Genomic DNA, 15,203 nt, shown 5'->3' on the forward strand with positions numbered 1-15,203 from the left:
GTCTTACAGCCCCCGTCCCAGCCCGAGCTCGGCCAGTCGCCCGCCTCGTGCGGCGGCGGCGAGCCGTTCCTTCTGCGCCAGATGTGCGAGATACAGATCGGCCCCCCGGTGCCCGGCGGGCAGGTCGCTCACGCTGAGCACCTTCATCCCGATGCCGAGGCTGGCCCTGATGGGATTGAGATTGACGTCGAACGCCGACTCGTTGATGGACAGTTCGGTGAGCCGCACGGGCATGACGCGCTTGCTGCCCCAGGTGAAGAGGGTCAGCGGCATCTCGATCGGGCTGATCTCGATGGTGCCCTTCTTGGTGAGGCGGGAGGCCTCACGCAACTGAGCGCTGGTGGGATGCACCAGCATCTCGAGCGTGGCGAGCTGGGGGTGAATCCCGTCGGGCGCGGCGACCTCGAACTGATCGGTGGCATCTATCTCGGCGGTGAACTTCCAACTCTCCTCGGCGGGCCCCTTGAGCCTGAGCGCCTCGTTCCGATCCCCTCCACTCCCACCGCCGCCGGCATCACCGCTTCCGCCGGCGGCCTGGGGGGCGAGGGAGCGTTCGAGGGTGTCCGGGTTGAACTGGAGGACGATGATGCGCTGGGGCGTGCCGCGTTCGGGGTCGACGACGACGATGCCGGAGCGGATGGGCTTGGGTATGTCTGCGTAGCGGGTCATGAAGAGGTCTCCCTATTTCTTGATCCGGTCAATGGCCATCGACCACCAACTGTCGGGCTGCGAAAAGGCGAACGGATCAAATTCCTTGAGAACCTCGACGAATCCCGCCGTGTACTGCCGATCTTCTTCGATGGAGGCCCCGCTAAGATCCTTGTCACGTAGGCCGAATCGGTAGAGAAATTCTACGAAGTCATCGAGGGAGCTGTTCACGATTTCAGCCTGAGCGCCGCCTTCGTGGAAGCTGATGAGGACCACGAAGCCCTCCTGGAGATCGAGAAAGAAGCGCATACGCTCATCGTCGGGTGGACCTCCAAGGGCCAGGACGCTCTTATTGCCGCCTGCCAACTCGAATTCCCTTACGGCGAACAGCTCCGGGCTTCCGACTACCTCGGTGGTGAAGATCGATCCCACTCGTCGGGGCAGACCCACATACGCCAGGACACGACGGTCCAACGGTGCCGCACCGAATTCTCCGGTCAGCTCGTAGTCCATGACAATGACGTCGTCCTCGCCGAATGCTTCGTCGAGTTCCCAGCGTGCTACCACTTCCATACCTGCCTATCAGAGGAAACGCTTTGCGGCTTCGAGCTCTACCAAATGATGCGGATGGTGTAGACCGTGCCGTACGGTGCCTTGTCGGGTTTGTTGATGCTGGTCTTGAGCTGCCCACCCATGACATTGTTTGTCACCGGGTCGAGCAGACGGAAATTCTTGAATGAATCCAAACCGCCGGCCTGAAGCTCAATCACATGGTCCACCTGCATGTAGTTGATACGCTGAGTTATCTCGGCGTCCGTCGGGTGCGGCCCCTTGTTCCTCTTGTTCTCCTTGTACGCGCGGCTTCGTACGGCGTTCTTGAACTGCACGGTCATGTCGGAGATACGGTCGGCGTCCTGTTCGCTGTAACCGCCGCGGGTGGTCTTGTCCGTCGGCGTCTTGAATAGCTCGCCCCGGTCTCCGGCACGCTTTAGGGCGAGGGCTTTTCTGGCGAACTCTACCCTGTCCAGGGTGGGGTCCCATTGCAGCGTGGCCGTGCGTTCCGGATGGTTACGGTTGGGATTTTTCGGCGGCTTGTTCTCCTGGATTTGCGCGGTTCGGTAGGCTTCCCTGATGGCCTGCGCCTCCCTTCTGGCCATCCACTTGGGGTCATTGCCTTGGCCGCGCTTAGGGTTCTGGTTCGTTTTCCAGGGCCGGACCACGTTCGACAGGGATCGCTGAACGTGGGCTTCTGCAGACCGAATCGCCGTCAACGTCAGGTCGCTGCGGTTCTTCTGGTCTGCCGCGTCCAAGTCCTTGAGGAGTTTCTCCAGGGATTTTCTCTCAAGACCCTCGGCGAGCAGCAGCCAATCGTCGAACCCCGAGATGTTCAAAGCTTCCTGGAGTCGCTCCTTCCTTTCCGGGTCGCCCTCCAGAACATCCAGCACGACCTTCGTCCTGTCTCCCTCGTCCACGGTTCCTGAGGGATTCAGCGACGCCTTGATCTGCACCGGGCGGTTTCCCTGTGTTTCCAGGCCGGACAGTCGGTACCAGGTGCGTAGACTGAACAGTGCTGAGTTGAAAATGAGTGGCTTGGTGCCCTTCTGCAGCATCGTGTGGACCTTGGGTCGGACCCGCGCAATAATCTTCTGGAGGCGCGCCTCCTTGGACTCCTTTGACTTCTCGTTCTTCTTGTGGTCGTCCTGCTGCTTCTTCTTCTGTTCGGTGCGATGCTTCTTGTCGCCGCGCATGTGGTCGCGCTTCTTCTTGAAGAAGTCGCGCATCTTCTTGCCGCTGTTCTTGAGCGCCTTGCCGACGTTGCTCTTGCCGAGCTTCTTGCCGAGTGTCTTACCGGCGTTGCGGATCTTCTTCAGTGCGGACTTGACCTTGCCCTTGATCTTCTGCAGGGCCTTGCCCAGCGGGGACTTGGGCCTGCGCGGCTTCGGGCGCTTCGGAGCCTCGGTCTCCTTCTTCTTCCTGGGCTTCTCCGGAGTCTTGTCCTTCTTGGTGTCAGGCTTCTGGTCGGGGCTCTTGTCCGGCTTGCTACCGGGCCTCTGATCCGGCGTCTGGTCCGCTGTCCTGTCAGGCTTGTTGTCCCCCTTCCGATCAGGGGTCCGGTCGGCCTTCTGGTCCGGGGTCCTGTTCGCCCTCGCATCCGGCTTCTGCTGGTCGCGCTTCGCCTCCGCCTCCGCCCGCCGGTGCTCCCTCTCCTTGTCCGGCGTCCTGCTCGTTGGCCTGTCCGAAGTCGCGTCCTTCGGCCCCCGGTTCGCCCCCGGGCCCCGGTCCGTCGACGTCGACCGGTTCTTCGGGACCCTCGGTCCCTTCGGCTTGCTCGGCCCCGCCGGTTTCTTCAAGGACTCCATCGCGTTGCGCACCGCGCCCCGCGCCTTGTTCACCGCGCTGCCCGCCGCCGCCTTGGCGCCCTTGCCTGTCTTCTTCAGGCCCTTCATGATCGTCTCGGCCATCGCCTTGAGGCGCTTGCCGACACCCTTCGTCGCAGAACCGAGCCGTTCCAGAAGGAAGTTGGCGATGAAGTCCAGCAGTGCGACAACGCCCGCGGCCACTGCCTCCGCGAACAGGCAGGCCGCAGGGCCCGCCTTGACCGCCTTCAAGTAGGACCAGAATTTACTGAAGGCCGAGAGGATCGAGCTGATGCTCTGCCAGGCCGCCATCAGGCCCTGGACGATCGTGAGGATCGCGCCCGCCGCGGGGACGATCATCGAGACGACCTTCTCGATGACAAGCGAGGCGATCATCATGGGGAGCGAGGCGATGATCGCGTCCCACGCCATTTTCCCGATCTGCTTGATCGAGACGCAGCCCTTCACCAGGACGTCGATCACGGCCTTGCCGAGCCCGAGGATGCCCTCGACCTTCGTGTCGAACCACCGCTTCACGCCCGTCTTGATGGCGCCCCAGAGATGGTCGGTGATGCCGGCCTTCGCCGAGCTGCCCGCCTTGCTGATCCAGCCACCCGGGTCCGGCGCGATGTCCGCCACCAGTGCCGCGAACTTGCCGAGCGCCTCGATCGCCGCCTGGGCGAACTTGATCGCGCCCAGGATGACGGCCTGGTAGATCTTGATGACGGCCTTGATGCCCGCCTCAAGCACGTCGAGCAGCGCGTTCAGGCCTGCGGCCAGCGCGTCGAGCAGCGCGTTCACGGCCTTCTTCAGGCCGTCCGCCAGCGCGTTGACCGCCGCGATCGCTGTGTCGCGCAGGCCCTCGATCGCCTTGCGGAACTTGTCGCGCAGTTCGGGGAAGGCCGCCAGCAGCACGTCCCCGATGGCGATCAGCGCGTCCGCCAGCACATTGATCGCGTTGATGGCGAGGTCACGTACGAAGTCGATGGCCTTGTTGGCCCACTCCTTGAACGTGTCGATGATGCCGTTGACGGCGGCGCGCGCGGCGTCGAAGACCTTGGTGACCGCGTCGAGGATCGCGTTGAAGGCGGTCTTCACCGCGTCGGCGACCCAGCCGAAGAAGCCCCCGGAAGGCTTCTCCTCCTCTTTCTTCCTCTCGGCCTCCTTCTCCGCCTTCTCGCGCTCTGTGTCTATCTGCGCGTTGTCCGTGTCCTTCCGGTCGCCGACCTCCTTGTCCTTGTCGTCACGGGCCTTGACGATTTCCTTGTTCTTGTCTGTGTGTTCCTTCTCGGACTTCTTGTCCGCGTCCTCGATCTTCTGGTCCTGCTCATTGCGCCAGCTCTCGCGCTCGCGCTGAGCATCCTCGGCCGCATGCCCGCGCTCGGCCGTCTGCTTCTCCGCGTTCTGGGTGACCTCGCGGTCGATCTCGGTCTGCTTCTCCTGCTTGGCCTGCTGCTCGCCCTGCTGCTGTTCCTTCTCCTTGACAGCCAGGTCGCCCTGGGCCTGGCCCGCGGCTCCCTGAATCTCCGAGCCGCGTTCCTGCTTGGCGACCGCGCCTACGCCCGGCTTGGGCGCGGACCCGGCCTCGAGACCGCCACCGCCGCCCCCCTTTCCGCCGGCCGTGGCCTTGCCGACCAGCTGCTCCTGGGGCGCGTCGGGGAAGATCTGGTCCTCGCCCATCGGCTTGGCCGCGTCGTCACGGCCCGTGCTCTGGATGTCGGACTGCTTGTCCTTGAGCGCGCTGGCCTGGTCGTCCGTGCGCTGTGGGTCGCTCTCGCCCTCCAGCCTGATCTTGGGGGCGGGGCCGACCGTCTTGTTCTGCAGTTCAGGGTCGACTGTCGGGACCGCGTCGGCCGCGGCGTCGACGTTCCTCGCCTCTTCAGCGGTCAGCTTGTCCGCAACGGGTGGCGGCGGCGGGGGAGTGCTGTCGGTGGGCTTCGCGCCCTCCGCCTTGTCGCTGCCCTTGGCCTTCTGCTTCGCGACCTGATCCTCGGGCCCGAGCTTCTCGACCTTGCCCGTCACCTGGTCGGCAGGAGGGGCCGTCTCGGGCGGGCCCGACTGCGTCTGCGGTGCGCCCGAAGGACGTTCCCGCTTCGGCGGGTTGGCGTCCAGCCGCCGCTGCTCCTCGCCGACCTTCTTGTCCGCCGCGGCGTCCACACCGGGCATGGCGGCCGCAGCCTGGTCCGGCGCCAGCTTGCTGACCGTACCGATGGCGGCCTTCGGGTCCTGGCCCGAAACGTCCGGCGGCTCCTCCTGCTTCTCCTGGGGAGCCGCCCCGCCGCCGCCTCCGCCGCAGCTGCCGCCCTCCTCCTTCTCCGCCGCGGGCTCAGGCGGGGCGCAGCCGCCGCCGTCCTTCTCCAGCGATGCCTCAGGCGCGGGCGTGCCCGACTCCCCAGGGCTCTCAGCCTGTTCGGCCGCGGGGCTCACCGCGGCCTGCGCCACCGACGGTGTGCCGCCGGGTCCGGTCGCGGTGCTCGGCCCCGCCGTACTGCTGCCGCCGACCACACCGCTCGGCGCCGCTCCCGGACCGCTCTCCTTCGGCACCGCGCTCTTGGGCGCGGATGCCTCGTGGTCGCTCTTCGCGGAGTCGGCGACCCGCCGTGCGGCAGGGGAGGGCCGGGCGTCCTCGGCCGAGGTCCGTTCCGTGTGCGCGCCGGCGGGCGGGGTCGCGGACGAGTCGGTACTGGTGGCAGCGCCCGGGCCCGACGCAGCAGCCGAGGATCCGGCAGCCCCCGGCCGAGGCCTGGCGTCCTGTTCCTGCTTCTCCTTGCGCTCCTCCTGCTGATCCTCGGCGCTCTTGGCGTCCGGCGGCTCCTCGCCGTCGGAGGAGTCCGAGTCTGTCTCGTCCGTGTCCTGCTGCTGCTCCGGATCCTGCTTCTCCGCCTCGGGCTCCGGCTCCTGCCTGCCGTCGGTCTCCGGGTCCGGGCCGACCTCCTGGTCCACCGGCTTCTCCGGCTGGAGGTCCTTCTCGCTACGGTCCCCGGCCTCGGCCGCCGGGCCGCCCTCGGGCTGCGGCGCCTCGCCCTCGACCGGCCCCATCTCGGCACCCGGCGGCTTGGCTTCGGCCTCTGGGGCGTCCTCGTCCTCTTCTTCCTCGGCGTCGTTCTCCCGCTGCTCCTGGACCTGTTCGGCCTTGGTCGGCGGGGGAGCCGGGAAGGTCGGCACCGTGGCCGTGGGGTTGTCGGCCGTCGGAACGGACGAGACATCGAGGTCGCTGTCCGGCAGGTAGTCCTCGGGCTTGAGCTCGGGCTCGGCCGCGCCGCCGCCCTTGGACCGGTCTCCCTCGTCGCCGCCGATCTCCTTGTCCGCGCCCGCCTCGAGCCCGAGCGGCTTCTCCTCCTCGCGCGGCTCGTCCTCGTCCTCGTCCTTCTCGTGCAGGCCGTGTTCGGACAGCGCGCTGTCCCGCTGCTCCGCCCGCTCGTCCACCTTCTCCGGGCGTACGGGACCGGGCAGGCCCTTCGCCTTCGGGTCGAGGTTCTCCGGCTTCGAGCCGTCCGCCGGCTGCTTCGCGTCGTCCTTGCGCTTGCGCTTGTCGGCGCCGGGGGCGTTCGCCTGCTCCGGGTCCTGCTGCTCGCGGTCGCGCTGCTCCTTGCGCTCCTCCTTGGCCTGCTCGGTGCCGTCCGACTGGCCCTGCGCGCGCTCGTCCGCGGCCTCGTCGACCTGCTGACGGTCCTGGCCCTGCTTCTCTTCTTCCTGCTGCTGTTCCTGCGCGGCCTGCTGCCGGGACTGTGCGCGCTCGTCCTCCTGCTCCGTGCGCTGAGCCGCCTCCTGGTCCTCGGCCGCCGCGTCGGAGCGCGCCCTGCTCCGGTCGCCGCCGCGCTTCTCGTCCCGCGCCCTGGCGTCCCCCTGCTCCTCCCGGGAGTCCTCTGCCTGCTTGTCCTTCGAACTCCGCCCGCCCTCTTCCTGCCGCTTCCACTGCGTGCGCTCGGCACCCAGCAGCTCGAAGAGGTCCGTCTCCGGCTCGGGCACTTCGGCCGGCTGCAGGTCCACCGGCTGGGTCTCGGACTCCTCGGCCAGGCCGAGGAGCCGGTCGTACTCGTTCGAGAGCAGCCGCACTTCCAGCCGGTCAAGCACCGAGTCCTGCAACTGCGGGGACATCCGGGCGAGTTGGAGGCGTACGCGCCCGGAAAGGTCCGCCGGGTCGCCGCGCAGCGAGCGCAGCACGCCGTTCGCAAGACGGTCCACGAGCGTTGCCGGGTCCAGCTGTTCCATACGGGACCGGTCTGCGTCGACCGTGGCGTACCGCAGCCAGCCGGGTGTCGACTGCTCCGGCTCCACCTCGGGCGCCTGCTCCTCGTCCCGTACAAGGGCCTGCGCGGCCGACTCCGCCTCGCGCTCCATCGCCTGCTGCGGAAGGCTCACCGCACCCAGGTCGCGGCCCGCGCGCAACGCGCCCAGACCGTAAGGGTTCTGCACCGTGTGCAGCAGCTCATGGGCGAGCAGCCGCTGCCCGTCCGCCGTGCCCGGGCGGTAGGCGCCCTCGCGGAAGAAGATGTCCTGGCCGACCGCGACCGCGTCCGCGCCCAGCAGTTCCGTCAGCGTGCCCGCGTCCCGGTCGGTGTGCAGGCGCACCCGGCTGAAGTCGTGGCCGAGCTGCTCCTCCAGCTCCCGCCGTACGCTCAGATCGAGCGGCTGTCCGGCTCCACTGACGATGTTCTTCGGCTCCGGCGTACGGGACTTGGCCCGCTCCTTGCGCTTGCGCCGCCGTTCGGCCTGGGCCGCCTGCGCGTCCTGGGCATGTGACGTACTCATCGCGACTCACCCCGCCCCGACAGTCCGGCGTGCACCGCACGCGCCAGCGCTTCGCCGAGCCGCCCCGGCGAGGTGGTGGCGGGCAGCGGCGGCAGCCCGGACAGGGCGTCCAGGGCCCGGCCGCCGTCAGCGGCCAGCGGCACGCCACGCTCCCGTACGAGCCGGGACAGCTCCGCCTCGAACGCGGCCGACACCCGGTCGGGGTCGAGCCGCTCGAAACCGTCGAGCACCAGCTCGCCGATGTCCACGCGGATCGTGCGCTCCGCAGGGCGCGGTGCCTCGTTCAGACCCATCCGTGGACCTCCGCGGGCGTCAAGGAGCGGTCCAGCTTGAGGTATTCGGTACGCGCGGCCTCCAGCATGTGACGCATCTGGAGCCGGTCGCCCTCCTCCGCCGCGAGGAAGGCACCCGACAGCGCGATATTGCGAATAGAGCCGCCCGCCACGGTCAGCCGGGCCAGCTGCCCGGGATCGATGCCCTTCATCGGCGCCCGCGCGGGCAGCACCCGCCGCCAGATCTCGGCGCGCTCGCTCTCGCCGGGGAAGGGGAAGTCGACGACGAAGCGGATACGGCGCATGAACGCCGTGTCCAGCGCCTGCTTCATGTTCGTCGTGAGGATCGCAAGCCCCCGGTACGCCTCCATCCGCATCAGCAGATAGCTGACTTCGAGGTTGGCGTACCGGTCATGGCTGTCCTTGACCTCGCTGCGCTTGCCGAAGAGGGCGTCCGCCTCGTCGAACAGCAGCAGTGCGCCGCCGCGTTCGGCCGCGTCGAAGACCCTGCGCAGGTTCTTCTCGGTTTCGCCGATGTATTTGCTGACCACCTGCGAGAGATCGATGATGAACAGATCCAGTCCCAGCTCCTGGGCCATCACCTCGGCGGCCAGGGTCTTTCCGGTGCCGGAACCGCCCGCGAAGAGTGCGGTGACACCGAGGCCCCGGCGCAGCGTCTCGGCGAAGCCCCACTCCTGGTAGACGGTGGAGCGCCGGCGCACATGCGCGACGATCTCGCGGAGAATCCGCAACTGCCGTTCGGCCAGCACCAGATCGCTCCACGCCGCCTGCGGCTCGATCCTCCTGCCCAGCTCGTCCATGCCCATCCGGGCCTCGGTGAGCCCGGCCCGCCAGGCGAGACCCGTCGCGTCCAGCTCGTCCTCGCCGGGAAGATCGCGTACGACAGCCGCGCCGGCAGACTGGATCAGATGCGGCGGCAGCGAGAACTGCGCGACGAGATCCCGCAGATCCTCCTCGCTCACCTCCGGTACGTCCGCGAACGCGTCGGCCCACACGCCCAGTTGCTCCTCCGTGTCCAGCGGGGGCACGGTCACACGCTCACCGCGCGGCCGGGCTGTCTGCCGGGGATCGGGGCTGGAGACGATGAGCGGAACGGCCGCGCTCTCGATGAACGCGTCGGTCGCCGCGGCCTGGTCGCGGTCGAGTTCGCCGACCTCTACGAGCAGCGCGGCGGGCAGCATGATCGCCTCGCGCTGCCACAGCCGCGCCAGCCGGTCGCGCTCGGCGGGATCGGTCGGCATGTCGTCGGCGGCCATGGCGTACAGACCGAGCCCCGAACGGCGTGCCGCCGCCGCGGCGATGTCGGTACGGGTCCGCAGGTCGCCGCCGACCAGCTCGATCCGGAGCGGCGCATGCGGCCCGGCACCCGCCCAGCCGGCGGCGACCTGGCTCGCCGCCAGGTCGTACGAGGCGGGCAGGGACTCCGGTACGGGCGCACGGCGCAGCAGTCCGTGCAGCCGGGAGTCCAGATAGGGCGAGCCGACGAGAAAGTGCAGTATGCGCTCATCGAGGCGCAGCCGTGAGGTGGTCAACCGGGTCTCGTCGTCGAGCTCGACGAGCCGCCAGCGGCGCAGTGGGGCGACGGGGGTGAGAGCGCTCCAGTGGGCACCGTCGAGCGCGGCAAGGGCGAGCGAGAACGTGGGGTGGGCGCGCGCGGGGTCACCACTGGCGGCGGCACACCGCCCACCGGTGGTGGGGTCGAGCTCCGCGGCGGCGGCCAGCAGGACGACGTCGCGCTCGAAGGGGCTGAGCCCGAAGCAGGCGACGAGCGCGTCCAGGGTGGCGGGCCCGCGCACGCCGGGGGCGCTCGCGAGGCCGTCCTGGGAGGCCGGTTCGCCTCCGGCTGCGGCGGTGGGGGTGCTGCCCCCGGCAGCGAGGACGCTCCGCCGCCGGGCCGCTGCGCCGCGCGGCTCGCCGTCCTGCGGTACGTGCTCGGCCGCACCCGTCGCCGCAGCAGCGCGCTCACCGGCGCCCGGAACGTCCCTAGCTGCGCGGCCGTTGCCCGCGGTGGCGTTCCCGTCCTGCTGTACGGACTCCGGCGCGGCGGAGCCGACGGCCGCGTCGTCGTCTCGCCGTACGGGCTCGGCCGCACCCGTCGCGGCAGCCGCGCGCTCACCGGCTGCCGGAGCGGCACCGTCCGCGCCGGAGGCCGCCGCGTGCGGCTGAGCGGCGTCGCCCTGGCCGGGGCCCGGCCGGCCCTGCGCCCGGGCCGCGTGGGCGTCCACGCGGGCGAGCACGGATCGTACAGCCGCCGCGAACAGCGCCCGCCCGTCCGCACCGGCGTTCGCCGACGCACCGGTTGACTCGTACGTCCTCATACCCTCACCCGCCCCCGTGCTGCGCACCGTGTCTCAGCTCTCCTTGTCGTCCGCGCCCGCTTCCGTGCCCTTCCGGGCACGAGCAGGCGCGGCCCGTTTCGCAACGGGCTTGGCGGCAGCCTTCGAGGTCTTCGCCGCGGCGCGCTTCCTCGCGGGAGCAACCGCCTCGGGTGCGGCCTCCGGCGCAGGTTCCGGCTCGGGCGAGGGCTCGCGTGACGGCTCGGGCGTGGGCTCGGGTTCCGCGGCCTCCGGCCGCCCCGGCGGCACCGGTGCCCCCGGCGCCCCGAACGGCAGCACCCGCACCGTCCGCCGCTCCACCGGCTTCGCCGGGACCGGCCTCTCGCGGCCCTCGATCAGGACCAGCGAGGCCTGGTACGCCACCGACAAGGTGTACGGGGTCTGGTGGAGCATCCCCCACAGCTTCGACGTCTCGTCGATGTCCATCACCGTCGGTGTGAACCGCACCTTCTGCGGCGACTCGGCCAGATCACTGCCCGCCAGATACGGCCGCTGCGCCGCGAGCTCGATCAACTCCTTCGGCAGGACGGGGATTTCGTGCAGCGTCCGCACCACGCAGCCGATCAGCCGCTGCCCGACCAGCTCTGCCTCCTCCCCGTACGCACTGATCAGAAAGTGGAGATCCAGCGCCGCGGCGGCCCGCTTGAGCAGCGTGCCGTCCGAGGCGCGGGTCGGCAGGTCGGTGTGGCGCATCGAGGCGTTCGGTGTGACCTGGTACAGGAAGACGTTGATGGTCGGCTCGGTCGGCGGCTCGGCCGGTGGCTTACGGGTCTCGACCTTGACCGCGATGTCCATCTCCGGGCTCAGGTTGTTCCCGATCAGCAGGGCCAGTGCCTGGGTGACCGTCGCGATGGCGAGTGCGTTGCTCATGACCTCAGTCCCTCTTCTCGCCGCGTGACAGATAGTCGTCCAGCGTCAGCGCGGGCGTGCGCCGTCCGGTGTGGTCGGGGCGGCCGCCGGCGGGGCGGCTCGCGCCGGGCGGTGGGGCCGCGCTCACCTCAAGTCGGCCGATCTGTACGTGTACGACGCGTTCGGCGGGCCGCGCGCGCCGCCCGACTCCGTTCAGCGCCGCACCACGTGCCGCGGCCGTATCGGCGCCGCGCGGCCTGGCCGGTGCCGAGGCGGCCGGGGGAGCCGCTTCCGCTGCGCGCGGCACTGCGGCGGCCTGCGTCCGCGGCGCATCGGCCGCCGCCGATGAAGCGGCACCCCGCCGAGCCGCGAGCGGAACATCCTCGGCGGCTGGACGCGTCGCCCAAGGCGCAGCCACGGCGGGCCGCAGCAGCGGACCGGGGACCGGCGCGGCCTGCGCCGCCCGCCGCTCGTGCTCACCCGACGCGGCCGCCGCCTCGGTCCGTACGACGGTCTCCCGATCCGTTCGCACCTCGCGCTCGTGCCGTACCAACTCGGCCGGTCCGAAGGCAGGCTGGGGCGCCGACGGGATCAGCGCCGCCGGCTCGTCGGGCTCCGGCGGCCCGCTCCGCAGCGCCTCGACCCGTTCGAACGGGCCGGGCAGCCGCGGCCGGACCCGCGCCGTGCCACCGCCGGCCGCGGGCACCGGTGTGTACCGGGCGAGCAGCCGGTCGAAGTAGTCAGGCATCTGCGCACAGCTCCAGGTAGTAGCGACGCCGCAGCGGGGTGAGCGCCAGAATCTCCGGCTCGCTCCACCCGTAGGCGGTGGCGAGCAGATGGACGTCGAGCATCAAGTCCCGTGCCCAGGTGTCCAGTTCGGTCCACAGATAGGAGGTGATGTCCAGCTCGGCCGGGGTGGCCGCACCGCACTCGGGGCAGGCGACGTTCAGCGTCACGTCGGACGCCGGGTCCGCTTCGGCCGCCGTCTGAGCGAGCCGCCGCTGTACGCGCTCGGGCAGCAGGGCGGCCAGCCGCTCGGGCGACACCGACTCGCCGCCCCGTACGGCCGAGACCGTGCAGCGCGCCATGAGCAGCCGACGGGCCTCGTCCGGATCGGGCACCGCTCCGGCCGCCGCGAGGTCGGCGACGGTGGGCAGCCGGAACTCGATCGCCCACTCGTCCTCCTCCACTCGAAGCGGCCCGTCCGGCGTCCGTGTCCGGGTGCCGAACAGCGTTGCGTCGAGGTCGAACTCCATGGCCTCGCCGCACGCCGCGCACTCGACACGTACCTGCATGCGCTCGCCGAACAACGCCCGGCGCAGCGCGAACAGATCCGCCTCCCGCTCGCCGACCGGCATCGACAGCAACGTGTCGGTGCCGGCCCCCGGGCGGGCCGCCCGGTGCAGCAGCAGAGACCTTCCCGAGTCGTGCTGCGCCAGCCCGGCCTCCCAGGTGGCGAGCAGCTCGGCCGGCCCCGTCGGCGTCATCCCTCATTCCTCCGGTGCACTCGGAGCGATCAGGCGGGGTGGGTGAACGAGGGCTCGACCGGCTCCTCCACCTCGTAGTCCCGCTCCCAGCCCTCGCATTCGAGCTTGACGCTCTGGATGGCGACGGCGTTGGCGTTGGCATCCAGCTCGCCGAGGACCTGGTATTCGCTGACCCAGGCCCGGTACAGCTTGTGCGAGACGGCCACCTGCCCGGCCTCGTTGAGGACCTGGATGATGATGTCCTTGCGGAAGTCCCGCAGCGAGACCTCAGAGCCGAGCCCGGCCCCGACCTGCCAGACCTTGTTGGCCCAGCGGTCGAACTCCGGGTCGTGGGTCACACCGCGCTCGAGGGTGACGCCCTCGAACTCGGAGCGGCCCGGCGACTTGCGCGGTGAGCTCGGGTCACCGCCGTGGCGGTGCTTGACCACCTCGGTGGTGCGCTTGAGTGGACTGATCTTGCTGATGCCCGCGACCGTTCGACCGTCCCAGAGGACCAGGAACTTGAAATTCTTGTAGGGGTCGAAGCGATGGGCGTTGATCTGGAACTCAGCCATCGGTTTCCTTCGTGTTCCTTTTCCTTGGGTTACGAGAGGTCGAACTGCCCGGCCAGCTGCTGGATCTTGACGATCACGAACTCCGCCGGCTTGACCGGCGCGATGCCGATCACGACATTGACCACTCCGGCGTCGATGTCGGCGTCGGTGGTGGTGTCCTTGTCGCACTTGACGAAGTACGCCTCGCGCGGCGTGCCGCCCTTGAACGCGCCCTGCCGGAACAGGTCGTTGAGATACGCGGAGGCCTTCAGCCGGATCTGCTGCCACAGCTGCTCGTTGTTCGGCTCGAAGACGACCCACTGCAGACCGCGGTGCAGGCTCTCCTCGACATGCAGCGCGAGACGGCGCACCGGCACGTACTTCCACTCGCTGTCGAGCGCGTCCGCGCCTTCGAGCGTGCGAGCGCCCCACACCAGCGGGCCCACCACGGGGAAGGTACGCAGGCAGTTGATGCCCAGCGGATTGAGCAGCCCGTTCTCCCGGTCGGTGAGCTTGACCGTCAGCGACCGCACACCGGCGAGCCGCGCCTCGGTCCCGGCCGGCGCCTTCCAGACACCGCGCTCGCCGTCCGTCCGGGCGATCACGCCCGCGATGGCACCCGAGGGCGGGAAGGAACGCAGCCGCCCGGTCAGCGGGTCGTTGAGCTGCAGATGCGGGAAGTACAGCCCCGCGTGATTGCTGCGTACGGGCTCGAACGCGCCGATACCGGCCCGCGCGGCGTCCACGCTGCCCCAGGTCGACGGCGAGTCGACGAGCAGGAAGATCCGCCGCTCCCGGCACAGCTGCTCGGCCGCGGAGAGCACGGTGACCATGTCATCGGCCGACTCGTACGCCGAAAGCTCGGGCAGGGCCAGCAGGTTGACGTCGTCCACGTCGCGCAGCGCCTGCACGCCGGTCTTGCGCGCCTCGCTGCCGATGAGGTCGCGCGGCCCGGGCGGGTCGCCGTCCTTGCCGCCCTGAAGCGCGAATACGGGCGGGTTGACCGAGGCTTCGAGACCGAGGTCGTTGGCGCACTCGCCGACGAAACGGACCACGTCGTCGGGGTCGACCGACCCGGCGACGACCTGGAGGCGGCGGCCGAAGGCGGTGACCTCGGCTCCGGCGAAGGCATGCTTGCCGGGGGCGTCGGGCAGCGCGCGCAGCTTGCGCTCGAGAAGCAGGGCGAGCTCGGTGACATTGGCCGGCGGCTCGCCGTCGTGGTCGGGCTCGTAGAGCGTGAACTCCCGCTCCACATCACCGATCTTGACCTTCAACTCGACGTTCAGGTCCGGCAGTTCGGCCGCGAACGGCTTGGAGACCGTTCCGGAGGGGTCGGGCCGGTCCTCGTCCAGTGCCTTGACGCGGACCAGGGAGGAGCCGGCGTTGACGACCGTCTCCACAAAGCGGCCGTGACCGGCGTGCATGGACAGTCCGGTGAAGGACTCTCGGGCGCCGCCGTGCGCGTCGAGGATGTGGAGGTTGAAGGTCTTGTCCGGGGTCGGGGTGTCGTGGTCGACGGCCACCCGCAGGCCCGAGCCCCATACGCCGGGCTCCTTGGCGTGCACCTCGAGCACCGGGCACTCGCTGTGCCCCTCGGTGGAGTTGAGCGTGACGCAGGCTTCCTCGCCGGTGCCGGCCTTGGCCACGCGGACGATCACCGCGACCGTGCCGCCGTTGCCGAAGAACTGGTGTACCGCATAGCTGACGGAGCTCTGCGAGGTGAGTCCGCCGAAGCGCCGATCGAAGTCGGCGAAGCTGGTGATCCGCACGGGTTGATTGAGCGGACCCCGGCGGGTGTGCCCCACGAACGCGGTCACCGAGGTGGTGACGGAGGCGATGGTACGGATGCTGCTGGGAAGTTCTTCGATGTATACGCCGGGATAGCCCATGTGCGTCGGCATTCCCCCTCCATTCCCTTCGCGCGCAACAGGAGATGAGGAGGGGGGGT

10 protein-coding genes are annotated in these 15,203 nt (G+C 69.6%); all 10 read right to left on the minus strand.

Annotated elements, in window-relative coordinates; genetic code table 11:
- Positions 1-3: 3 nt before the first annotated feature.
- From ABZS64_RS12795 to ABZS64_RS12840, 10 genes are read right to left on the minus strand one after another with little or no spacing between them, the layout of a single operon-like run.
- Positions 4-669, minus strand: a complete 666-nt coding sequence (locus ABZS64_RS12795; protein ID WP_355827278.1) for a hypothetical protein — start codon at positions 667-669, stop codon at positions 4-6.
- Between the two features lie 12 nt (positions 670-681).
- The gene (locus ABZS64_RS12800; RefSeq protein WP_355827281.1) at positions 682-1,221 is read right to left on the minus strand and encodes an SUKH-4 family immunity protein; all 540 of its coding nucleotides are present in this window, start codon (positions 1,219-1,221) and stop codon (positions 682-684) included.
- 38 nt (positions 1,222-1,259) lie between these two features.
- Positions 1,260-7,757, minus strand: a complete 6,498-nt coding sequence (locus tag ABZS64_RS12805; RefSeq protein ID WP_355827283.1) for a DUF4157 domain-containing protein — start codon at positions 7,755-7,757, stop codon at positions 1,260-1,262.
- Positions 7,754-8,050 carry a hypothetical protein gene (locus ABZS64_RS12810; protein ID WP_355827286.1) on the minus strand — a complete coding sequence of 99 codons (297 nt, stop codon included), beginning with the start codon at positions 8,048-8,050 and terminating at the stop codon, positions 7,754-7,756. Before ABZS64_RS12810 ends, ABZS64_RS12805 begins: the two co-directional genes overlap by 4 nt.
- Complete coding sequence (locus ABZS64_RS12815; protein WP_355827288.1) at positions 8,041-10,368, minus strand: ATP-binding protein; 2,328 nt, start codon at positions 10,366-10,368, stop codon at positions 8,041-8,043. Before ABZS64_RS12815 ends, ABZS64_RS12810 begins: the two co-directional genes overlap by 10 nt.
- A gap of 33 nt (positions 10,369-10,401) precedes the next feature.
- Positions 10,402-11,256, minus strand: coding sequence for a DUF4255 domain-containing protein (locus ABZS64_RS12820; protein WP_355827291.1), 855 nt, complete (start codon positions 11,254-11,256; stop codon positions 10,402-10,404).
- Positions 11,257-11,260: 4 nt separating this feature from the next.
- Complete coding sequence (locus ABZS64_RS12825) at positions 11,261-11,983, minus strand: hypothetical protein (RefSeq protein ID WP_355827293.1); 723 nt, start codon at positions 11,981-11,983, stop codon at positions 11,261-11,263.
- Positions 11,976-12,722, minus strand: coding sequence for a hypothetical protein (locus ABZS64_RS12830; RefSeq protein WP_355827295.1), 747 nt, complete (start codon positions 12,720-12,722; stop codon positions 11,976-11,978). The genes ABZS64_RS12825 and ABZS64_RS12830 overlap by 8 nt, the downstream gene beginning before the upstream one ends.
- Positions 12,723-12,751: 29 nt before the next feature.
- Positions 12,752-13,276, minus strand: coding sequence for a phage tail protein (locus ABZS64_RS12835; protein ID WP_030352235.1), 525 nt, complete (start codon positions 13,274-13,276; stop codon positions 12,752-12,754).
- Positions 13,277-13,305: 29 nt separating this feature from the next.
- Positions 13,306-15,156, minus strand: coding sequence for a phage tail sheath C-terminal domain-containing protein (locus tag ABZS64_RS12840; RefSeq protein ID WP_355827298.1), 1,851 nt, complete (start codon positions 15,154-15,156; stop codon positions 13,306-13,308).
- Between the last annotated feature and the right edge of the window lie 47 nt (positions 15,157-15,203).

The organism is Streptomyces sp. NPDC005408, assembly GCF_040606445.1.
Taxonomy (GTDB): domain Bacteria; phylum Actinomycetota; class Actinomycetes; order Streptomycetales; family Streptomycetaceae; genus Streptomyces.